The organism is Ensifer sp. Root1252 (assembly GCF_001425885.1).
Lineage (GTDB): Bacteria > Pseudomonadota > Alphaproteobacteria > Rhizobiales > Rhizobiaceae > Ensifer > Ensifer canadensis.
This window is the reverse complement of the sequence record NZ_LMDT01000057.1, coordinates 114134-135224: the sequence shown is the minus strand read 5'-3', so window position 1 is coordinate 135224 and position 21091 is coordinate 114134. Positions and strand designations below refer to the sequence as shown.

At 62.7% G+C, this 21091-nt stretch carries 19 protein-coding genes; 17 read left to right on the top strand and 2 right to left on the bottom strand.

The window, feature by feature from the left end; all coding sequences use genetic code 11:
- The 16 genes from sdhA (at position 1) to ASD02_RS34020 (ending at position 17651) form a co-directional block, all read left to right on the top strand.
- Positions 1-1842 (top strand): succinate dehydrogenase flavoprotein subunit, encoded by a 1842-nt coding sequence (sdhA, locus tag ASD02_RS34095; RefSeq protein WP_057221793.1) that lies wholly within the window; start codon positions 1-3, stop codon positions 1840-1842.
- 18 nt (positions 1843-1860) lie between these two features.
- The gene (locus ASD02_RS34090) at positions 1861-2640 is read left to right on the top strand and encodes a succinate dehydrogenase iron-sulfur subunit (protein WP_025425089.1); all 780 of its coding nucleotides are present in this window, start codon (positions 1861-1863) and stop codon (positions 2638-2640) included.
- 331 nt (positions 2641-2971) lie between these two features.
- Positions 2972-3511 (top strand): protease inhibitor Inh/omp19 family protein, encoded by a 540-nt coding sequence (locus tag ASD02_RS34085; protein WP_025425088.1) that lies wholly within the window; start codon positions 2972-2974, stop codon positions 3509-3511.
- A 62-nt stretch (positions 3512-3573) separates the two neighbouring features.
- Positions 3574-4728: a cell division protein ZapE gene (gene zapE, locus ASD02_RS34080; RefSeq protein WP_057221792.1), complete on the top strand. Its 1155-nt coding sequence runs from the start codon at positions 3574-3576 to the stop codon at positions 4726-4728.
- Positions 4729-4911: 183 nt separating this feature from the next.
- On the top strand, positions 4912-5877 hold the full coding sequence (gene mdh, locus ASD02_RS34075) for a malate dehydrogenase (protein WP_025425086.1): 966 nt from the start codon (positions 4912-4914) through the stop codon (positions 5875-5877).
- A 110-nt stretch (positions 5878-5987) separates the two neighbouring features.
- Positions 5988-7181, top strand: a complete 1194-nt coding sequence (gene sucC, locus ASD02_RS34070) for an ADP-forming succinate--CoA ligase subunit beta (protein WP_025425085.1) — start codon at positions 5988-5990, stop codon at positions 7179-7181.
- A 17-nt stretch (positions 7182-7198) separates the two neighbouring features.
- Positions 7199-8101, top strand: coding sequence for a succinate--CoA ligase subunit alpha (gene sucD / locus ASD02_RS34065; RefSeq protein ID WP_057210840.1), 903 nt, complete (start codon positions 7199-7201; stop codon positions 8099-8101).
- A gap of 270 nt (positions 8102-8371) precedes the next feature.
- Positions 8372-11368 (top strand): 2-oxoglutarate dehydrogenase E1 component, encoded by a 2997-nt coding sequence (locus ASD02_RS34060; RefSeq protein WP_057221791.1) that lies wholly within the window; start codon positions 8372-8374, stop codon positions 11366-11368.
- A 63-nt stretch (positions 11369-11431) separates the two neighbouring features.
- Complete coding sequence (odhB, locus tag ASD02_RS34055; protein WP_057221790.1) at positions 11432-12673, top strand: 2-oxoglutarate dehydrogenase complex dihydrolipoyllysine-residue succinyltransferase; 1242 nt, start codon at positions 11432-11434, stop codon at positions 12671-12673.
- A 66-nt stretch (positions 12674-12739) separates the two neighbouring features.
- On the top strand, positions 12740-13129 hold the full coding sequence (locus tag ASD02_RS34050; protein WP_057221789.1) for an MAPEG family protein: 390 nt from the start codon (positions 12740-12742) through the stop codon (positions 13127-13129).
- Positions 13130-13247: 118 nt separating this feature from the next.
- Positions 13248-13673, top strand: coding sequence for a VOC family protein (locus ASD02_RS34045; RefSeq protein WP_057221788.1), 426 nt, complete (start codon positions 13248-13250; stop codon positions 13671-13673).
- Positions 13670-14311, top strand: a complete 642-nt coding sequence (locus ASD02_RS34040) for a LysE family translocator (RefSeq protein ID WP_057221787.1) — start codon at positions 13670-13672, stop codon at positions 14309-14311. Before ASD02_RS34045 ends, ASD02_RS34040 begins: the two co-directional genes overlap by 4 nt.
- A 2-nt stretch (positions 14312-14313) precedes the next feature.
- On the top strand, positions 14314-14817 hold the full coding sequence (locus ASD02_RS34035) for a hypothetical protein (RefSeq protein WP_057221786.1): 504 nt from the start codon (positions 14314-14316) through the stop codon (positions 14815-14817).
- Positions 14814-15566, top strand: a complete 753-nt coding sequence (locus ASD02_RS34030) for an SDR family oxidoreductase (protein ID WP_057221785.1) — start codon at positions 14814-14816, stop codon at positions 15564-15566. Before ASD02_RS34035 ends, ASD02_RS34030 begins: the two co-directional genes overlap by 4 nt.
- 25 nt (positions 15567-15591) lie before the next feature.
- Positions 15592-16998 carry a dihydrolipoyl dehydrogenase gene (lpdA, locus tag ASD02_RS34025; protein WP_057221784.1) on the top strand — a complete coding sequence of 469 codons (1407 nt, stop codon included), beginning with the start codon at positions 15592-15594 and terminating at the stop codon, positions 16996-16998.
- Between the two features lie 173 nt (positions 16999-17171).
- On the top strand, positions 17172-17651 hold the full coding sequence (locus tag ASD02_RS34020) for a DUF2867 domain-containing protein (protein ID WP_057221814.1): 480 nt from the start codon (positions 17172-17174) through the stop codon (positions 17649-17651).
- Positions 17652-17886: 235 nt separating this feature from the next.
- Here the strand turns inward: ASD02_RS34020 and ASD02_RS34015 are convergent, their stop codons facing one another.
- Both ASD02_RS34015 and ASD02_RS34010 read right to left on the bottom strand, forming a co-directional pair.
- Entirely contained in the window at positions 17887-18966 is a 1080-nt protein-coding gene (locus ASD02_RS34015; RefSeq protein WP_057221783.1) for a TraB/GumN family protein, read from the bottom strand.
- A gap of 97 nt (positions 18967-19063) precedes the next feature.
- A complete protein-coding gene (locus tag ASD02_RS34010) occupies positions 19064-19999 on the bottom strand; it encodes a tyrosine recombinase XerC (RefSeq protein WP_057221782.1) in 936 nt (311 codons plus the stop codon).
- A gap of 134 nt (positions 20000-20133) precedes the next feature.
- Here ASD02_RS34010 and ASD02_RS34005 point away from each other — a divergent pair, with 134 nt between their 5' ends.
- Positions 20134-21057 (top strand): GNAT family N-acetyltransferase, encoded by a 924-nt coding sequence (locus ASD02_RS34005; RefSeq protein ID WP_057221813.1) that lies wholly within the window; start codon positions 20134-20136, stop codon positions 21055-21057.
- The last annotated feature ends 34 nt before the right edge of the window (positions 21058-21091 follow it).

Sequence of the window (21091 nt, the reverse complement as noted above, 5' to 3'; positions counted from 1 at the left end):
ATGGCATCGAACAGTTCACCCGCTGCAAACGGCAAGGCCTACCAGTATGTCGACCACGCCTTCGACGTCGTCGTCGTTGGCGCCGGCGGCGCCGGCCTGCGCGCCACGCTGGGCATGGCGGAGCAGGGCCTGAAGACGGCCTGCATCACCAAGGTCTTCCCGACACGCTCGCACACGGTTGCCGCCCAGGGCGGCATCGCCGCCTCGCTGCAGAACATGACGCCGGACAGCTGGCAGTGGCACCTCTACGACACCGTCAAGGGCTCCGACTGGCTCGGCGACGTCGACGCCATGCAGTATCTCGCCATGGAAGCGCCGAAGGCGGTCTATGAGCTCGAGCACTACGGTGTGCCCTTCTCGCGCAACGAGGAAGGCAAGATCTACCAGCGGCCGTTCGGCGGCCACATGCAGAACTATGGCGAAGGCCCGCCGGTGCAGCGCACCTGCGCTGCCGCCGACCGCACCGGTCACGCCATCCTGCACACGCTCTATGGCCAGGCGCTGCGCAACAACGCCGAGTTCTTCATCGAGTATTTTGCGCTCGACCTGATCATGTCGGACGACGGCCGCTGCACCGGCGTCGTCGCCTGGAACCTCGACGACGGCACCATCCACCGCTTCTCCGCCAAGATGGTGGTGCTTGCGACCGGTGGTTACGGCCGCGCCTACTTCTCGGCAACCTCCGCTCATACCTGCACCGGTGACGGCGGCGGCATGATCGCACGCGCCGGCCTGCCGCTGCAGGACATGGAATTCGTCCAGTTCCACCCGACCGGCATCTACGGCGCAGGCTGCCTGATCACCGAGGGTGCGCGCGGCGAAGGCGGCTATCTCGTCAACTCCGAAGGCGAGCGCTTCATGGAGCGCTATGCGCCGTCGGCCAAGGACCTTGCTTCGCGCGACGTCGTTTCGCGCTGCATGACGATGGAAATCCGTGAAGGCCGCGGCGTCGGCAAGAACAAGGATCACATCTTCCTGCATCTCGACCATCTCGATCCGGCCGTGCTGCACGAACGCCTTCCGGGCATCTCGGAATCGGCAAAGATCTTCGCCGGCGTCGATGTGACCCGCGAGCCGATCCCGGTCCTGCCGACCGTGCATTACAACATGGGCGGCGTGCCGACCAACTACTGGGGCGAAGTCTTGAACGCCGACAGCCAGAACCCGGAGCGCATCGCGCCCGGCCTGATGGCCGTGGGCGAGGCCGGCTGCGCCTCGGTGCACGGTGCCAACCGTCTCGGCTCCAACTCGCTGATCGACCTGGTGGTCTTCGGCCGCGCCGCCGCCATCCGCGCCGGCCAGGTCATCGACCGCAACGAAGCGATCCCGGCGATCAACGTTGCCGCCTGCGACAAGATCATGGCCCGCTTCGACGCCCAGCGTTTCGCCAACGGCTCGACGCCGACGGCGGTGCTGCGCGAAAAGATGCAGCGCGCCATGCAGGAAGATGCGGCCGTGTTCCGCACGCAGGAATCGCTGGAATCGGGCTGCAAGCGCATCTCGGCGATCTGGAAGGAACTGCCCGACGTCAAGGTCACGGACCGGTCGATGATCTGGAACTCCGATCTCGTCGAGACGCTGGAACTGCAGAACCTGATGGCCAACGCCATCACCACGATCTACGGCGCCGAAGCGCGCAAGGAGAGCCGTGGCTCGCACGCCCGCGAAGACTATACCGGCGGGGCGCTTGGCGGCCGTGACGACGTCAACTGGCGCAAGCACACGCTCGCTTGGGTCAACGAGGCCGGCGACGTCAAGCTCGACTATCGCCCTGTTCATACCGACCTGATCGCCGAAGGCATCGATCCGAAAAAGATCGAGCCCAAGGCTCGCGTCTACTGATCTTGAGGAATTAGGCACATGGTTGAACTCGCTCTCCCCAAGAACTCGCAGATGACCGAAGGCAAGGTCTGGCCGAAGCCGGAAGGCGCGACCAATGTTCGCGAATACCGCATCTACCGCTGGAACCCGGATGACGGCGCCAATCCGCGCATCGATACCTTCTATATCGATATCGACGATTGCGGCCCGATGGTGCTCGACGGTCTGCTCTACATCAAGAACAAGATCGATCCGACACTGACGCTGCGCCGCTCCTGCCGCGAAGGCATCTGCGGCTCCTGCGCGATGAACATCGACGGCACCAACACGCTTGCCTGCACCAAGGGCATGGATGAGGTCAACGGCACGGTGAAGGTCTATCCGCTGCCGCATATGCCCGTGGTCAAGGACCTGGTGCCGGATCTCACCCACTTCTATGCCCAGCACCGCTCGATCGAGCCCTGGCTGAAGACGGTCACGCCGACGCCGGCCAAGGAATGGAAGCAGAGCCATGAGGACCGTCTGAAGCTCGACGGCCTCTACGAATGTATCCTGTGCGCCTGCTGCTCGACCTCCTGTCCGAGCTATTGGTGGAACGGCGACCGTTACCTCGGTCCGGCTGTTCTGCTGCAGGCCTATCGCTGGCTGATCGACAGCCGCGATGAAGCGACCGGCGAGCGCCTCGACAATCTCGAGGATCCGTTCCGCCTCTATCGCTGCCACACGATCATGAACTGCGCGCAGGCCTGTCCGAAGGGTCTCAACCCGGCCAAGGCGATCGGCGAGATCAAGAAGATGCTGGTCGAGCGTCGGGTCTGATCCGAGGTAATCGACGCGCTATCGCATATTGCGGCGGGCCCTGTGCCCGCCGTTTGCGTTTTCTCTTCGCCGGGTGAAGGAGCTTCCTCGAACGGCCTTGTTTGTCCGTCCGGCAATCGTTGATTGTGCCGGCGCAAGACAGTCATTTCGGTCACCTGAAGCAACATGCTGCCGGGCCAGAAGTCGTCATTGTCCCGTTCGCGCAGACGTTTCAATCCTGCAACAGGTAGACATGAATCGTCGTCCCTTGATTTGACAGGTGGATTTGCTGTATTTCGGCCTATATTATCGCGTTGCATCATGGTTCGCGGAACACATCGGGAGTAAAGATATGCGGGTTATTCATGCGGCGGCGGGGCTGGCGGTTGTGCTTGCGCTGACCGGATGCCAGCGGACATCCATGGGTGGCTTCAGCTCCCAGGATTCTTCACCTGCTCCCCTCCAGGCCCAGCCCGTACCGTCGGTCTCGTCGAACCAACTCCCTGATCCCACCGGCAACACGTCACAATTCCCGGCTGCACCGACGGCGGGAACGGCAATGGCCGGTGCCGCTCAACCTGGTACCCAGGTAGCAGCAGCCACCAACGCGCTCGATGTGACCAAGGAATCGATGGTCGGCAACTGGCGCGTTTCGAGCGCCGGCAGCTCCTGCGACATGTTCCTGACGCTGACCAACCTCGGCAGCGGTTCGCGCGGCGGCACGCGTGGTTGCGCCGGCGAGCTGACGGCTATGGGTTCCTGGGAAGTGGCCGGCAAGCAGGTCGTCCTCAAGGACCGCACCGGCAACGCCATCGCTCGCCTTTACAAGACGGCCGATGCGCGCTTCGACGGCTCCACCAATGGCGGCCAGCCGGTCAGCCTCAGCCGCTAATGACCTGGTCCAGCCCGGCTAATCGCCGGGCTTCTTGTTTTCCGGTCCACCTCGGGTGAGACGTGCTCAATCCTGACGACAGCATCTACCGCAAGCTCGAAACACTCGTTCAGAGCGGCGAGCGAAAACGCGATCCGGCCCAGTTCGCGATCGCCCGGCGATTCGATCATCTTTCGGCCGAGCTCCTGGCAAGCAGGCCGTCGCGCAAGACCAATGCGCTCGGCTGGCTCTTTGCCTCGCGCAAGAAGGATCATCCCCCGGTCAAGGGGCTCTACATCCATGGCGGTGTCGGTCGCGGCAAGACCATGCTGATGGACATGTTCTTCCAGGCGGTGCCGATCCAGCGCAAGCGCCGGGCGCATTTTCACGAGTTCATGGCCGACGTGCATGAGCGGATCTACAGGCACCGCCAGAAGCTGAAGAACGGCGAGACGAAGCAGGCCGATCCCATTCCGCCGGTTGCCTCCGACCTCTTCGGCGAGGCGCGGCTCCTCTGCTTCGACGAATTCACGGTGACAGACATTGCCGATGCGATGATCCTCGCCCGGCTTTTCAGCGAACTCTTCGCCAAGGGCTGCGTGTTGATCGCAACCTCCAATGTGGCGCCTGACAATCTCTACCGCGACGGTCTCAATCGCGGGCTCTTCCTGCCGTTCATCGATCTCCTGAAGGCGAATGCCGAGATCATCTCGCTCGACACCGATACCGACTACCGCCTGATGAAGACGGACGGCAGCCCGGTGTGGATCTCACCGCTCGGACCCGAGGCCGACGCGGCGATGGCGCAGGCCTGGAACAGGCAAACGGCAGGGGCCGCCGTCGCGCCCGCCGAGGTGCCGCGCAAGGGCCGCAAGATTCCGGTGCCGGCAGCAGCCGGAAAGGCGGCCCGTTTCAGCTTCACCGACCTTTGCCAGCAGCCGCTCGGTGCTGCCGACTATCTTGCGATCCTCGAGCGCTATTCCACCCTCTTCGTCGATCACGTGCCGCATCTCGGGCCGCATGTGCGCAACGAAACCAAGCGCTTCATCCTGCTGGTCGACACGCTCTACGACAACGGCGCCCGCCTCTTTGCCTCGGCCGCTGCCGAACCGCAGAACCTTTTGACGCTGAAGAAGGGCACGGAAGGCTTCGAGTTCGACCGGACCGTTTCGCGGCTGATCGAGATGCAGAGCGCGGAATATGCGGCAGAACATCCTGAAAATATTGCGGTTTCGTGACGCGCGAATGACGATAATTCTTACGTTTACGTAAGAATTTTATGATCTAACCGATTGAAATTGTTCCATCCAAAAGTATCGATTGATATTTTAACGATTGCCGTTTAATGGCTTCCGGCGAAGGTTTGGCGTTTGCGGCGTTTCAGGCCTCGATCAGTTTGGGATCACAAAGGAAGCACTTTCATGGCGCGCAACAAGATCGCACTTATCGGTTCAGGGATGATTGGTGGCACGCTGGCGCATCTCGCCGGCCTGAAGGAACTGGGCGACATCGTCCTCTTCGACATTGCCGACGGCATCCCCCAGGGCAAGGGCCTCGACATCGGCCAGTCCTCCCCGGTCGAAGGCTTCGACGTGAACCTGACGGGTGCCAGCGACTATTCCGCCATCGAAGGCGCCGATGTCTGCATCGTCACCGCCGGTGTCGCCCGCAAGCCGGGCATGAGCCGCGACGATCTGATCGGCATCAACCTCAAGGTCATGGAACAGGTTGGCGCGGGCATCAAGAAGTACGCCCCGAACGCCTTCGTGATCTGCATCACCAACCCGCTCGACGCCATGGTCTGGGCGCTGCAGAAGTTCTCCGGCCTGCCGAAGAACAAGGTCGTCGGCATGGCCGGCGTTCTCGATAGCGCCCGCTTCCGCCTGTTCCTCGCCCAGGAATTCAACGTTTCGGTTCAGGACGTCACCGCCTTCGTTCTCGGCGGCCACGGCGACACCATGGTGCCGCTCGCCCGCTATTCGACCGTTGCCGGCATTCCCTTGACCGACCTCATCCAGATGGGCTGGGTCACCAAGGAACGCCTCGAAGAAATCATCCAGCGCACCCGTGACGGCGGCGCCGAAATCGTCGGCCTGCTCAAGACCGGCTCTGCCTACTACGCACCGGCCGCCTCCGCGATCGAAATGGCTGAAGCCTACCTCAAGGACAAGAAGCGCGTTCTGCCTTGCGCGGCACACCTGACCGGTCAGTACGGCGTCAAGGACATGTATGTCGGCGTTCCCACCGTCATCGGTGCCGGCGGCGTCGAGCGCATCATCGAGATCGACCTCAACAAGGCCGAGAAGGAAGCTTTCGACAAGTCGGTCGCTTCGGTCGCCGGCCTTTGCGAAGCCTGCATCGGCATTGCGCCGAGCCTGAAGCAGTAATCGCGTCCCGTTGAGCGGATGCCTGCATTCGCTCGACCTTTTGTTTTTGCCGCATTTTCGCGGGCGGGTATTTCCCCCGCCTGCAAAATGCTCCAGACAGGAAAAACACCATGAACATTCATGAATATCAGGCCAAGGCTCTCCTGAAGAGCTACGGCGCGCCGGTCGCGGAAGGTGTCGCGATCTTCTCCGCCGACGAAGCAGAAGCGGCTGCCAAGAAGCTCCCGGGCCCGCTCTACGTCGTCAAGAGCCAGATCCATGCCGGCGGTCGCGGCAAAGGCAAGTTCAAGGAACTCTCCGCCGACGCCAAGGGCGGCGTTCGTCTTGCTTTCTCGATCGATGAAGCCAAGGCTCATGCCAAGGACATGCTCGGCAATACGCTCGTCACGGCGCAGACCGGCCCTGCCGGCAAGCAGGTGAACCGCCTCTACATCGAGGACGGCGCCGACATCGATCGCGAACTCTATCTTTCGCTGCTCGTTGACCGCTCGGTCGGCCAGGTTGCCTTCGTCGTTTCGACGGAAGGCGGCATGGACATCGAGGCTGTTGCGCACGACACGCCGGAAAAGATCGTCAACGTCGCGATCAATCCGGAAGCTGGCGTCACCGCCGCTGATCTCGCCAAGCTCACCTCGGCCCTGAAGCTCGAAGGCGAAGCCAAGGCCGACGCCGAAAAGCTCTTCCCGATCCTCTACAAGGCCTTTGTCGAGAAGGACATGAGCCTGCTTGAGATCAACCCGCTGATCGTCATGAAGAACGGCCGCGTGCGCGTTCTCGATGCCAAGGTCTCGTTCGACGGCAACGCCCTGTTCCGCCACGACGACATCAAGGCGCTGCGCGACGAAACCGAAGAAGACGCCAAGGAAATCGAGGCCTCCAAGTGGGACCTCGCCTATGTGGCGCTCGACGGCAACATCGGCTGCATGGTCAACGGCGCGGGTCTTGCCATGGCGACGATGGACATCATCAAGCTCTACGGCAAGGAGCCGGCGAACTTCTGCGACGTCGGCGGCGGCGCCGGCAAGGAGAAGGTCGCGGCAGCCTTCAAGATCATCACGGCCGACCCGAAGGTCGAGGGTATCCTCGTCAACATCTTCGGCGGCATCATGAAGTGCGATGTCATCGCTGAAGGTGTCGTTGCGGCCGTGCAGGAAGTCGGCCTCAAGGTTCCGCTGGTCGTGCGTCTCGAAGGCACCAATGTCGAGCTTGGCAAGAAGATCCTGAACGAATCCGGCCTGGCGATCACCGCCGCCGACGATCTGGACGACGCTGCCAAGAAGATCGTTGCCGCGATCAACGGCTAACTGAAGGACCAGACCTCATGTCGATTCTCGTTAACAAGAACACCAAGGTCCTCGTTCAGGGCCTGACCGGCAAGACCGGCACCTTCCATACCGAACAGGCGCTTGCCTACTATGGCACGCAGATGGTCGGCGGCATTCACCCGAAGAAGGGTGGCGAAACCTGGACCGGTTCCAAGGGCGAAACCCTGCCGATCTTCGCGTCGGTTGCCGAAGGCCGTGAGAAGACCGGTGCGGACGCATCCGTGATCTATGTTCCGCCGGCAGGCGCCGCGGACGCGATCATCGAGGCGATCGATGCGGAAATCCCGTTCATCACCTGCATTACCGAAGGCATCCCGGTTGCCGACATGGTGCGCGTCAAGGCTCGTCTCGACCGCTCCAAGTCGCGCCTGCTCGGCCCGAACTGCCCCGGTATCCTGACGCCGGAAGAATGCAAGATCGGCATCATGCCGGGCTCGATCTTCCGCAAGGGTTCGGTTGGCATCGTCTCGCGCTCCGGTACGCTGACCTATGAAGCCGTGTTCCAGACCTCCAACGAAGGCCTCGGCCAGACGACGGCCGTCGGCATCGGCGGCGACCCGGTCAAGGGCACCGAGTTCATCGACGTGCTCGAGATGTTCCTCGCCGACGAGGCCACGACCTCGATCATCATGATCGGCGAAATCGGCGGCTCGGCCGAAGAGGATGCGGCGCAGTTCCTCATCGACGAGGCCAAGAAGGGTCGCAAGAAGCCGATGGCCGGCTTCATCGCGGGCCGTACCGCGCCGAAGGGCCGCACCATGGGTCACGCCGGTGCCGTCGTTTCCGGCGGCAAGGGCGATGCGGAATCCAAGATCGCTGCGATGGAATCGGCAGGCATCCGCGTGTCGCCATCGCCGGCTCGCCTCGGCAAGACGCTGGTCGAAGTCCTCAAGGGCTGACCTCAGAATTGCGTCATCGGGGCCGGCCATCAAAGCCGGCCCCGATGACCGCACTGCCTGCACAAGTCCTTCGGTCGGCATCGATTTAAGGACAAGATCATGCAGCAGGTTGAAAGTGTTACAGCGCCCTTCGCGCGTCCTGATCGACGCACGGCGCTGCAAGGACCCAAAAGCAGGGCGCACTGGATGCGTCTGACAATGATGAACGACCGGGAAAACCCGGCATCCCAACTTAAGTCAGGAGGCGGACCAAAACGTCCGCGAGAACCCATGGCAAGGCAAGAGGCCAACGAGCAATTCCAGCTCACATCGTTTCTGGACGGCGCGAACGCCGCCTATATCGAGCAGCTCTATGCACGCTACGAAACGGATCCGTCGTCCGTCTCGGCTGAATGGCAGGCCTTCTTCAAGGCGCTGGCCGACAAGCCGGAAGACGTGGTGAAGGCCGCCAAGGGCGCCTCCTGGAAGAAGCCCAACTGGCCGATCGTCGCTAATGGCGAACTCGTCTCGGCGCTCGATGGCGACTGGGGTAGGGTCGAAAAGGTCATCGAGAAGAAGGTCAAGGCGAAGGCGGAAGAAGCCGCTGCCGTCACCGGCACCGCCGTGAGCGCGGCAGATATCCATCAGGCGACGCGCGATTCCGTTCGCGCCATCATGATGATCCGCGCCTATCGTGCGCGTGGCCACCTGCATGCCAAGCTCGATCCGCTCGGCCTTGCTGCCCCGGTCGATGACTACAACGAGCTTTCGCCCTCGAACTACGGGTTTGAGGAGAAGGATCTCGACCGCAAGATCTTCATCGACAACGTGCTCGGCCTCGAATACGCGAGCATTCGCGAAATGGTCGAAATCCTCGAGCGCACTTATTGCTCGACGATCGGCGTCGAATTCATGCACATGTCAAACCCGGAAGAGAAAGCCTGGATCCAGGAACGCATCGAAGGTCCGGACAAGGGCGTCGAGTTCACGCCCGAGGGCAAGAAGGCGATCCTGCAGAAGCTGATCGAGTCGGAAGGCTTCGAGCAGTTCATCGACGTCAAGTACAAGGGCACCAAGCGCTTCGGTCTCGACGGCGGCGAATCGCTCATTCCGGCGCTCGAGCAGATCATCAAGCGCGGCGGCCAGGAAGGCCTGAAGGAAATCGTTCTCGGCATGGCCCACCGCGGCCGCCTGAACGTGCTTTCCCAGGTGATGGCAAAGCCGCACCGCGCCATTTTCCACGAATTCAAGGGCGGCTCCTACGCTCCTGATGACGTCGAAGGTTCGGGCGACGTGAAGTACCACCTCGGCGCTTCCTCCGACCGCGAATTCGACGGCAACAAGGTTCACCTGTCGCTGACGGCGAACCCGTCGCACCTGGAAATCGTCAACCCTGTCGTCATGGGCAAGGCCCGCGCCAAGCAGGACCAGATGGCGACAGTGTTCGAAGGCGACATCATCCCGTTGCGCGAACGCTCAAAGGTCATGCCGCTCTTGCTGCACGGCGATGCGGCGTTTGCCGGCCAAGGCGTCATTGCCGAAATCCTCGGCCTGTCCGGCCTGCGCGGTCACCGCGTTGCCGGCACGGTCCACTTCATCATCAACAACCAGATCGGCTTCACCACGAACCCGGCCTTCTCGCGTTCGTCGCCCTATCCGTCGGATGTGGCCAAGATGATCGAGGCGCCGATCTTCCACGTCAACGGCGACGATCCGGAAGCGGTCGTCTACGCTGCCAAGATCGCCACCGAATTCCGGATGAAGTTCCACAAGCCTGTCGTCATCGACATGTTCTGCTACCGCCGCTTCGGTCACAACGAAGGCGACGAGCCTGCGTTCACGCAGCCGAAGATGTACAAGGTCATCCGCGCCCACAAGACCGTCGTCCAGCTCTACTCCGACCGCCTGGTCGCCGAAGGCCTGATGAGCGAAGGCGAAGTCGAGAAGATGAAGGCCGATTGGCGCGCCCATCTCGAGCAGGAGTTCGAGGCTGGCCAGTCCTACAAGCCCAACAAGGCCGACTGGCTGGATGGTGTCTGGTCGGGCCTGCGTTCGGCCGACAACCAGGACGAACAGCGTCGCGGCAAGACCTCCGTGCCGATGAAGCAGCTCAAGGAAATCGGCCGCAAGATCGCCGAGATCCCGGCCGGCTTCAATGCGCACCGCACGATCCAGCGCTTCATGGAAAACCGCGCCAACATGGTTTCGACCGGCGAGGGGATCGACTGGGCGATGGCTGAAGCGCTTGCGTTCGGCACGCTCGTCACGGAAGGCACGAAGATCCGCCTTTCGGGCCAGGACTGCGAACGCGGCACCTTCTCGCAGCGCCACTCGGTTCTCTACGATCAGCAGACCGAAGACCGTTACATCCCGCTTGCCAACCTCGCGCCGACCCAGGCCCGCTACGAAGTCATCAACTCGATGCTTTCGGAAGAGGCCGTGCTCGGTTTCGAATACGGCTACTCGCTGGCCCGTCCGAATGCGCTGACGCTCTGGGAAGCCCAGTTCGGCGACTTCGCCAACGGTGCACAGGTCGTGTTCGACCAGTTCGTCTCGTCGGGCGAACGCAAGTGGCTGCGCATGTCTGGCCTCGTCTGCCTGCTGCCGCACGGCTATGAAGGTCAGGGTCCGGAGCACTCCTCCGCCCGCCTCGAACGCTTCCTGCAGCTCTGCGCGGAAGACAACATGCAGGTCGCCAACGTCACGACGCCGGCGAACTACTTCCACATCCTGCGCCGCCAGGTGAAGCGCGACTTCCGCAAGCCGCTGATCCTGATGACGCCGAAGTCGCTGCTGCGCCACAAGCGTGCGGTTTCGAGCCTGTCGGAAATGGCCGGCGAAAGCTCGTTCCACCGTCTGCTGTGGGATGACGCCGAGGTCATCAAGGACGGCCCGATCAAGCTGCAGAAGGATTCGAAGATCCGCCGCGTCGTGCTCTGCTCCGGCAAGGTCTACTACGATCTGCTCGAAGAGCGCGAGAAGCGCGGCATCGACGATGTCTACCTGCTGCGCGTCGAACAGCTCTATCCGTTCCCGGCCAAGGCGCTGATCAACGAGCTCAGCCGTTTCCGCAACGCGGAGATGGTCTGGTGCCAGGAAGAGCCGAAGAACATGGGCGCCTGGTCGTTCATCGACCCGTACCTGGAATGGGTGCTGGCTCATATCGACGCCAAGTATCAGCGCGTGCGCTACACCGGCCGTCCGGCTGCGGCATCGCCGGCAACGGGCCTGATGTCGAAGCACATGGCGCAGCTGGCCGCCTTCCTCGAGGACGCGCTGGGGGGCTGATCCTGCCCCCTTGGCGCCGAGCCAATCGATAGAAACAGATATCTGATCAACGGAACAAAAATCATGGCAACAGAAATCCGCGTTCCCACCCTTGGCGAATCCGTCAGTGAAGCGACCGTCGGCACCTGGTTCAAGAAGGTCGGCGATGCCATCAAGGCAGACGAGCCGCTGCTCGAACTCGAAACCGACAAGGTGACGATCGAAGTTCCGGCTCCCTCGGCCGGCGTTCTCTCCGAAATCGTTGCCCTGGCCGGCGAAACCGTCGGTCTCGGCGCGCTGCTCGGCCAGATCGCCGCCGGCGCTGGCGCCGCTGCTGCCGCTCCGGCTGCTGCCGAGAAGAAGGCCGAGCCGGCTGCTGCCGCTCCGGCTGCCCAGCCCGCAGTTGCCGCTGCCGCACCGACCGCATCGTCGATGCCGCCGGCTCCGTCCGCCGGCAAGCTGCTTGCCGAAAACAACCTCTCGGCCGACCAGGTCGATGGTTCGGGCAAGCGCGGCCAGGTCCTGAAGGGGGATGTGCTCGCCGCGGTCGCCAAGGGCATTTCGGCACCGGCCGCTTCCGAGCCGGTCAAGGTCCAGGCCCGCGCGCCGTCGACTACCGAGGACGTCGTTCGTGAAGAGCGTGTCAAGATGACCCGCCTGCGCCAGACGATCGCCCGTCGCCTCAAGGACGCGCAGAACACCGCCGCCATGCTCACCACCTACAACGAAGTGGACATGAGCGCGGTCATGAGCCTGCGCAACAAGTACAAGGACATCTTCGAGAAGAAGCATGGCGTGAAGCTCGGCTTCATGGGCTTCTTCACCAAGGCCGTCACCCATGCGCTGAAGGAAATCCCGGCCGTCAACGCCGAAATCGACGGCACCGACGTCATCTACAAGAACTTCTGCCACATCGGCGTCGCCGTCGGCACGGACAAGGGTCTTGTCGTTCCGGTCGTTCGCGATGCCGACCAGATGTCGATCGCCGAGATCGAGAAGGACATCGGCCGCCTGGGCAAGCTTGCTCGCGATGGCCAGCTCTCCATGGCCGACATGCAGGGCGGCACCTTCACCATCTCCAATGGCGGCGTCTACGGTTCGCTGATGTCGTCGCCGATCCTGAATGCGCCGCAGTCGGGCATCCTCGGCATGCACAAGATCCAGGACCGTCCGGTCGTGGTCGGCGGTCAGATCGTCATCCGTCCGATGATGTACCTGGCGCTGTCCTATGACCACCGCATGGTCGACGGCAAGGAAGCGGTTACCTTCCTCGTGCGCGTCAAGGACAGCCTCGAGGATCCGGAACGTCTGGTTCTCGATCTCTAAGGCAATGACGGGGGCGCAATCGCAGCCCCCTTTTGCTTCTCCGGCCCGTTCTTTCCGGATCCCCTGATGTCGCTGGAACTGACCTACCTGCTCTGGAGTGCCGTGCTCGCCTTCGTCTATGTAATGGCGCAGGCGGGAACCTATAGGCTGCAGAACGGCATCATCGAAGCCGACACCAATCGCGATGTGGCGCCCGAGCCGAACGTCTTGACGGGACGAGCCACCCGGGCGCTGCGCAACTTCCATGAAACCTATCCGGTCTTCATTGCGCTTGCCGTCGTGATCGAGTTTTCGGGTCGAAGCGACGCGCTCAGCCAATGGGGCGCGATGATCTGGTTCTGGGCAAGGGTCGCCTATCTGCCGATCTATATCGGCGGTCTCGGGCTTGTCCGCTCGGCTGTGTGGACGGTGTCTGCCGCCGGGCTCATACTGATGCTGGCAGGTATTCTCGTCTAGAGCGTTTCCGGTTTTAAGCGGAGTCTTGGAAACGCTCGATCTATTTGTTTTTACGCATTTCCTGACGGGAAACCGCTTCGTACTTTTCCTGGAAATGCTCTAGACGGAGGAGCACGACATGGCATTCGGATCCGACGTACCGCCTATCCAGGCACACATCTGCGTCAAGGACGGGTTGGCGGCAATCGCCTTCTACGAGAAGGCATTCGGTGCGGTGAACACGTTCCATCAGATGGCCGAAGACGGCAAGCGCGTGATGCACGCCAACCTGGCGCTGTTCGGCGGCGAGGTCATGATGCACGACGAGTTCCCCGAATTCGGCGGCAGCGTGCTGTCGCCGCTGACCGTCGGCGGCACCGGCGTGGCGATCAGCATCAACCTGCCTCAAGCGGGCGATGTCGATGCGGCCTATGTCCGGGCCATGGCGGCCGGGGCATCGACAGTTCTGGAGCCGCAGGATACGTTCTGGCAGGCGCGTTATGCGCGCATCAGGGATCCCTTCGGCCACGTCTGGGCCTTCAACGCACCGGTCGCACAATCATGAGCCAATATCTTTTCGAACTCGCATCGCTGATGGCGATCTTCACCTTCGCCATCGTCTCGCCCGGCGCCGATCTGGCGATGGTCATGCGCCAGTCGATCGTCCATGGCCGCCGTCAAGCGATCATCACATCCTTCGGTATCGGCAGCTCGCTGATGTTCCACGTGACCTATACGATCCTCGGTCTCGGGCTGATCATTTCGCAGTCGATCTATCTGTTCAACATCGTCAAATGGTGCGGTGTGGCTTACCTGATCTATATCGGGATCAAGGCGCTGCGGGCCGGCCAGACGGAGATTTCGGTCGACGCCGCACCATCAGGCGAACCGGCAAGGAGCCAGTCCGCGATCAAGGCGTTCGGCCTCGGCTTTGCGGCAAATGCGCTCAATCCGAAAGCGGTGTTCTTCTTCCTGTCGATCTTCTCGACGGTCGTTGGCGCCCACACGCCGATCATGATCAAGTTTGGCTACGGGCTGGTGATGGCAACCTGCCTCATCCTGTGGTTCGTTGGCGTCAGCCTGTTCATGACCACGCCGCGCATGCGCGCCGCCTTCACCCGCGCCAGCAAGTGGATCGACCGCACCAGCGGCCTGGTGTTCATCGCGCTCGGCCTGAAGCTCGCGACCGAGAAGGCCGTTTGATCATGGTCATTGTCCGTTCTCTGCTCGTCGCTGCACTCGGCGCCGTGGTCGCCACGCCGGCGCTTGGCCAGGAATGCAGCCAGGCGCGCGCCATCTATGGCGACCGCGACGGCGCCTATGAGCTGCGCTTCGAGCCGGTGGGATCGGAAAGTGCGGTGACAAGCAATCTTTTCAAGATCGCGGTTCTGAAACCGGGCCTGTTGCTCGACGGTGTCGTCATGCCTTCCGGCGAGCCGGAACGCGCGACCGGCATCGTCATGCACAAGTGCCCCACCGGTGACGTCACCGGCGAAGAGCTTCGCAAATGCACCGTCTGGCAGGGGCCTGTCTATTCCGTCGGCAAGACGGGTGCGATCGACGCGATTCCGGCCGAAACCGCGCCGGCTGCACACCAGATCCTGCTGCCGGATTTCGGCCCCGCCCTTCGCGCGTCGAGCGCCTGGGGCAAGGGCAAGGCCGAAACAGACAGCTGGGACGCCTTCACTCTCAAGGGGTGCGCCGAATGAGTGCTGCGCCCGTTGTTCTCGTCACCGGCGGCAGCCGTGGCATCGGGGCAGCTGTCTGCCTCGGCGCCGCCAGAGCCGACTGGTCCGTCGTCGTGAACTACGCATCGAACGCCGAGGCGGCAGATGCGGTCGTGGCCACGATCCGGAAGGGCGGCGGCTCGGCGATCGCGGTCAGGGGCGACGTCGGGTCCGATGCGGACATCAAATCGATGTTCGCCGCCGTCGACAAGGCTTTCGGCCGGCTCGACGGGCTGGTCAACAATGCCGGAATCGTCGGCCCGACCCAGCGCATCGACGAAATGTCGGTTGAGCGGCTCGAGCGGATGTTCCGCATCAACGTGACCGGTTCGATCCTGTGCGCGGCAGAAGCCGTTCGCCGCATGTCGACGCGTCACGGCGGCAAGGGCGGCGTGATCGTCAATATCTCGTCGGTTGCGGCCGAACTCGGCTCCCCGGCGCAATATGTCGACTATGCCGCCTCGAAGGGCGCGATCGACACGTTCACGATCGGTCTTGCGCGCGAAGTCGCCACCGAGAGCGTGCGCGTCAACGCGGTTCGCCCCGGCATCATCGACACCGAAATCCACGCGTCCGGCGGCCTGCCGGACCGGGCACGCGATCTCGCGTCAACCATCCCCGTCCAGCGACCCGGCACGGCCGAGGAAGTGGCGGATGCGGTTCTTTACCTCCTGTCCGATAAGGCGACTTACGTGACGGGAGCCATTCTCAATGTCAGCGGCGGACGGTAACCGTCCCTGAAGGAAGGATAATCCAATGGCTTATGATCTCATCGTTATCGGCAGCGGCCCAGGCGGCTATGTCTGCGCTATCAAGGCGGCACAGCTCGGCCTGAAGGTTGGCGTCGTCGAAAAGCGCGCCACCTATGGCGGCACCTGCCTCAACATCGGCTGCATTCCGTCGAAGGCCCTGCTGCACGCTTCGGAAATTTTCCACCAGGCCGGCCACGGCCTGGATACGCTCGGCGTCGAAGTCGGCGCGCCGAAGCTCAACCTCGAAAAGATGATGGCGCACAAGGACGCGACGGTTAAGTCCAACGTCGAGGGCGTTTCCTTCCTGTTCAAGAAGAACAAGATCGACGGCATCCAGGGCACCGGCAAGGTGCTCGGCCAGGGTAAGGTCTCGGTGACCAACGACAAGGGCGAAGAGCAGGTTCTGGAGACGAAGAACATCGTCATCGCCACCGGTTCCGACGTTGCCGGCATTCCGGGCGTGTCGGTCGAGATCGACGAGAAGGTGATCATCTCGTCCACCGGCGGCATCGCGCTCGAAAAGGTGCCGGCGAACATGATCGTCGTCGGCGGCGGCGTCATCGGCCTCGAGCTAGGCTCGGTCTGGGCCCGTCTCGGCGCCAAGGTGACCGTGGTCGAATATCTTGACGCGATCCTCGGCGGCATGGACGGCGAAGTCTCCAAGCAGTTTCAGCGCATGCTCGCAAAGCAGGGCATGGAGTTCAAGCTCGGTGCCAAGGTGACCGGCGTCGTCAAGGACGGCAAGGGCGCCAAGGTGACGTACGAGCCGGTCAAGGGCGGTGACGCCGTGACGCTCGATGCCGACGTCGTTCTGATCGCCACCGGCCGCAAGCCCTACACTGACGGTCTTAGCCTCGCCAAAGCCGGTGTCGTCATGGACAAGCACGGCCGCGTCGAGATCGACAACCATTTCCAGACGAGCGTTGTCGGCGTCTACGCCATCGGCGACGTCGTGCGCGGCCCGATGCTGGCGCACAAGGCCGAAGACGAAGGCGTTGCTGTTGCCGAGATCCTCGCAGGTCAGGCCGGCCACGTGAACTACGACGTCATCCCCAGCGTCGTCTACACCCAGCCGGAAGTCGCTTCCGTGGGCAAGACCGAGGAAGAACTGAAGGCTGCAGGCGTCGCCTACAAGGTTGGCAAGTTCCCGTTCACGGCCAACGGTCGTGCGCGGGCGATGCAGGCGACCGACGGTTTCGTCAAGATCCTCGCCGACAAGGAAACCGACCGCGTTCTCGGCGGCCACATCGTCGGCTTCGGCGCCGGCGAGATGATCCACGAGATTGCCGTTCTGATGGAATTCGGTGGCTCGTCGGAAGATCTCGGCCGCACCTGCCATGCACATCCGACCATGTCGGAAGCGGTCAAGGAAGCGGCGCTGTCGACCTTCTTCAAGCCGATCCATATGTGACGATTTGGCAGGGGGCTGCGACAAGCGGCCCCCTGTCTTGCGCCGACATTAGGCGCGATCATCGACCCCATGCGCTTGCGACGGAAAGCCGTCGCTCTTGGCAATTGCGCAATTCCCGGGAAAACCGTTTCACCAGTTTCCTGGAATTGCTCTCGCTGCCGCCACGAGGGATCATGAAACCTAGACCCGCCACCGTTCTTTTGCCGAGCCCGCATCTGCCGGATGCCGATTGGGCTGATCGTTTCGAGCTTGCCCTGAACGGAAAGGGGCTGACGGCGATCGAGGTGGCCGAGCGCTCGCTCGGCAATTCTCCCGCCTGGGTTCGCACCCTGCTTAAGCTTCGCAACCGGGTGGTATCGGTGGCCGGCCTCAAGTCGGAGGCGCCTTCACCGGGCAAGCTTGGCCTTATCGGCCCGTTTCCGGTGCTGTCTCGAAGCGACGACGAGGTCGTGCTCGGCTTCAACGATGCCCATCTCGATTTTCGCATCGTCGTTGACGTCAGGGCGGGATCGGCCGTCAACCAGATCATCGGCATGACGACACTGATCCGGCGTCACAACACGCTCGGGCGCGTCTACCTGGCGGCAGTCATGCCGTTTCACAAGGTCATCGTGCCGACGCTGCTGGCGGGCGCAGCGAGCCCACGTGGCTGAGCGGCATCACCGCCCTCTGTCGAGGATAGAGACCGATCATGCCGCGCGGCAGACTTCGGGACCGGCTCTTGTGTCAATACTACGGCGCCGCGCGTCTTGTTAGACGCGTAAAGGTCGCTTTAGCACTTTGAATTGCTGCATGTTTTTATCCTTAAACCGGATACGATTTCAGGAAGCATGCAGTCGCTTGAAGACGGAAGGCGCCCGTGGCCGGCATCCCTGCCGGCCGGTTCCGTCAGTTGGCGCGGGTGACCGAGAAGCCCTGGCGCTTGAGCAGTTCGACCAGGCCCACGTCGCCGGCAAGATGCAGGGCACCGACCGCCATGAAGACGTTGCCGTTGCCGAGGATCGGCTCGGCGCGTGTCGCCATCGTCTTGTTGCGGTCGATAATGATGCGCTGTTCGAAGTCGGCGTAGCCGGCGTCTTCGCTTGCCACATCTTCGGAAACGGCCTTCATCATCGGCATGATCATGCCGGTGTCGCCGGAGAGGTAGAGGTCGGTGGTGGTGGCGAGCACGTCGTCGATCGTCTTGCCGAGGGCGAGCGTCTCGATGAGGGCGCGCAGGTGCAGTTCGGTCGGCAGCGAATCCATCGCGGCCAGCTGCTCGATGAGGGTTTCAAGCCCCTTCAGCGTCTTGCCCTGGCTGACGGCGTCTTCAGCGAGCTTCATGTCGAGGAACGATGCGCCGGCCGCCTTGCGCGTCATCTCGCAGGCCGGCAGCGCGACGAAGCTCGCAATCATCCAGGGCTTCATCTTGGCAACCAGCGTCAGCGGTATGCCGCGCTCCTTGAGGCCGCGTTCGAGCCGCTCGCGGTCTTCAGGGTTGAGAAAATCGTTGATGGTCTTGTTGTCGGCAAACATGGTGAGGTCGGGCCGCATCAGGATGGCGGCGGCCGACTTCTTCTCGTCGATGATCTCGTCCGATTCGACGATGACGGTCGATGCCGTGGCGAAGGCATCGGCGGCACCCGTTGGCATCGCCAGTACGCGCGGATCGGTGACATGCATGGTGCCGAGTAGCCAGGAGGGGGCGATGCCATCCTTCTCGATCTTCCAGAATATGCCCTTGCCGTTCGGGATGGCGTCGGCTTCGGCTTTCAGCCTGGCGAGTTTTGCGGGGTCGGCTTTTTCGAGACCGGTGATGATGTTCGTACCGCCGCAGACGGCTTCGGCCGCGGCGTGCGCCTGCGAGATCGAGGCGACCATCGCAATGAGGCTGGCCGCGAGCAGCAGATGGATAAGCGCGATCAGCCAGAGGGCCATATCGGCGGCCCTGGCCGCGAGGTTACGGGCGGGCTTGGCGATCGAATACATGATCACTTCCTAATGTTCTGCCGAGTCTAGCGGACCCTACGCTTCGTCGGTCACGGCTTCCTTAATAGGTATGGTTAACCTGCCCCTCCGCCCAAATTCAGGCGCGCGGATGAGCCCGGTCGTAGATCTCCAGCAGCCGCGTCGAGTCGACGCCGGTATAGACCTGTGTCGTTGACAGGCTGGCGTGGCCCAGCAGCTCCTGGATAGTTCTGAGATCGCCGCCGCCAGCCAGCAGATGCGTGGCGAAGGAGTGGCGCAGCGCATGCGGTGTGGCCGTGTCGGGTAGGCCGAGCGCGCCGCGCAGCTTCTGCATCTCGCGCTGGATGATGGCCGGCTGAAGTTTCGCCCCGCGCGTACCGCGGAACATCGGCTCGTCGGCGCCGGCATGGTAGGGGCAGAGCTTGAGATAGGTCGCGACCGCGTCGCGCGCCACAGCCATGAGCGGCACGATGCGGGTCTTGCCGCCCTTGCCGGTGATGCGCAGCGAGGATGGCGTGCCGGCGAAATCGCCCGGCGTCAGATCGAGCGCCTCGGAAATGCGCAAGCCGCAGCCGTAGAGCAGCGTCAGCACGGCGGCGTTGCGCGCGGCCACCCACGGCTCTTCGGCAAGCTGCGCATCCGTCGTGACGACATTGAGCGCCTCGCGGTCCGTCAGCGGCTTAGGCAGCGATTTCGGCTGCTTCGGCGAACGGACGGCCGCGGCACCGGCGGCATTGGCAAGTCCGCTGCGTTCGAGATAGCGCAGAAAGGAGCGCAGGCCGGCTAGGCCCCGGCCGAGCGTGCGCGCGCCCGCACCGCCCTTGCGACGCTGGGCGAGAAAGCCGCGGAGGTCGGCCGGCCGCAATGTGCTGATGTCTGAAAGACGGGGCGGGCCGGCGAGATGGCCGGTGAGGAATGTGAGGAATTGTCGCGTGTCGCGCTCATAGGCGTCGACGGTATTGTCGGACAGGCGGCGCTCCTGCAAGAGCCCTTGCAGCCATCTCTGGCGCTCTGCAAGCAGGTCTGGATGGCCGATGACGAGCAGCTCGTTCATTGTCGCTTTCCAAGGTGGTCGGTCATCGACAATGCCCTGATGCCTCTTATGTTTTTGCTAACGTAGCCTTGGATTTTGTCATCCTTCGATCATATTGAGTTGCGATGTTCAGCCGCAAAGAATCGGATGAAACCATGGCGGGACGGGATTCGGTGAACGGATTCGCGCATTTTGCTGAAGTGATCGCCCTGGTCTCGCAAGGGCAGCCCGGCCACATCGTCGATACACTCATTGCCGAACGCGGCCAGAGGATCGTCAGGAGCCCGATGTGGCCCGTTCTCCGGCCCTTTCTCCACACGCTTCTGAACTACCGAAAGGCGCTGGAATTCGCTGACGCCGTGGCCAACGTGCCGGGCTTCCATGCCTTCGAGCATCTGAGTTCGCTTCTCTCACTCGACGTGCGTGTCGATAGGGCTGAGCGCATTCCTGATAAGGGCGGGTTCCTGCTGGTCAGCAATCATCCGACCGGGATTGCCGACGGCATCGCCGTCTTCGATCTCCTGAAGACGCGGCGGCCGGACATGATGTTCTTCGCCAACCGCGACGCGATCCGCGTCAACCCACGTTTCGTCGAGATGGTCATTCCGGTCGAATGGCGAGAGGAGCACAAGAGCAAGCTCAAGGCCCGTGAAACGCTGCAGGTGACCAACCGAGCGATCGGCGAGGGCAAGGCGACGGTGCTGTTTCCCTCCGGCCGCATCGCCTACTGGGCCGATGGCCGTCTCAACGAGCGGCCGTGGAAGACGTCGGCCGTCGGCTTTGCGCGCAAATACGGCCTGCCGATCCTGCCGGTTCATATGAGCGCGCGCAATTCCGGCCTGTTCTACTGGTTTGCCAAGTGGTCGACCGAACTGCGCGACATGACGGTGTTCCACGAGTTGCTCAACAAGAAGGGCGACCTCTTCGATTTCCGCATCGGCAATCTCATTGCGCCGGAGGCTCTGGACGGTGACGCTGTCGACGTGACGAAGGCATTGGAACGGCACACGGTGTCCGAACTGGCGCGCGACGCCGATGCGGTGTTTCGGCCGGCTTTGCGCGCTGCCGTTGCCTGTTGATCCCTTCATGTGATGGCGGGAATGCGCTAAGCAG

What these genes read in the sequence shown, in the direction of transcription:
- sdhA (WP_057221793.1), top strand. Translation starts at nt 1, where the DNA reads ATGGCATCGAACAGTTCACCCGCTGCAAACGGCAAGGCCTACCAGTAT.
- ASD02_RS34090 (WP_025425089.1), top strand. Translation starts at nt 1,861, where the DNA reads ATGGTTGAACTCGCTCTCCCCAAGAACTCGCAGATGACCGAAGGCAAG.
- ASD02_RS34085 (WP_025425088.1), top strand. Translation starts at nt 2,972, where the DNA reads ATGCGGGTTATTCATGCGGCGGCGGGGCTGGCGGTTGTGCTTGCGCTG.
- mdh (WP_025425086.1), top strand. Translation starts at nt 4,912, where the DNA reads ATGGCGCGCAACAAGATCGCACTTATCGGTTCAGGGATGATTGGTGGC.
- sucC (WP_025425085.1), top strand. Translation starts at nt 5,988, where the DNA reads ATGAACATTCATGAATATCAGGCCAAGGCTCTCCTGAAGAGCTACGGC.
- sucD (WP_057210840.1), top strand. Translation starts at nt 7,199, where the DNA reads ATGTCGATTCTCGTTAACAAGAACACCAAGGTCCTCGTTCAGGGCCTG.
- ASD02_RS34060 (WP_057221791.1), top strand. Translation starts at nt 8,372, where the DNA reads ATGGCAAGGCAAGAGGCCAACGAGCAATTCCAGCTCACATCGTTTCTG.
- odhB (WP_057221790.1), top strand. Translation starts at nt 11,432, where the DNA reads ATGGCAACAGAAATCCGCGTTCCCACCCTTGGCGAATCCGTCAGTGAA.
- ASD02_RS34050 (WP_057221789.1), top strand. Translation starts at nt 12,740, where the DNA reads ATGTCGCTGGAACTGACCTACCTGCTCTGGAGTGCCGTGCTCGCCTTC.
- ASD02_RS34045 (WP_057221788.1), top strand. Translation starts at nt 13,248, where the DNA reads ATGGCATTCGGATCCGACGTACCGCCTATCCAGGCACACATCTGCGTC.
- ASD02_RS34040 (WP_057221787.1), top strand. Translation starts at nt 13,670, where the DNA reads ATGAGCCAATATCTTTTCGAACTCGCATCGCTGATGGCGATCTTCACC.
- ASD02_RS34035 (WP_057221786.1), top strand. Translation starts at nt 14,314, where the DNA reads ATGGTCATTGTCCGTTCTCTGCTCGTCGCTGCACTCGGCGCCGTGGTC.
- ASD02_RS34030 (WP_057221785.1), top strand. Translation starts at nt 14,814, where the DNA reads ATGAGTGCTGCGCCCGTTGTTCTCGTCACCGGCGGCAGCCGTGGCATC.
- lpdA (WP_057221784.1), top strand. Translation starts at nt 15,592, where the DNA reads ATGGCTTATGATCTCATCGTTATCGGCAGCGGCCCAGGCGGCTATGTC.
- ASD02_RS34020 (WP_057221814.1), top strand. Translation starts at nt 17,172, where the DNA reads ATGAAACCTAGACCCGCCACCGTTCTTTTGCCGAGCCCGCATCTGCCG.
- ASD02_RS34015 (WP_057221783.1), bottom strand. Translation starts at nt 18,966, where the DNA reads ATGTATTCGATCGCCAAGCCCGCCCGTAACCTCGCGGCCAGGGCCGCC.
- ASD02_RS34010 (WP_057221782.1), bottom strand. Translation starts at nt 19,999, where the DNA reads ATGAACGAGCTGCTCGTCATCGGCCATCCAGACCTGCTTGCAGAGCGC.
- ASD02_RS34005 (WP_057221813.1), top strand. Translation starts at nt 20,134, where the DNA reads ATGGCGGGACGGGATTCGGTGAACGGATTCGCGCATTTTGCTGAAGTG.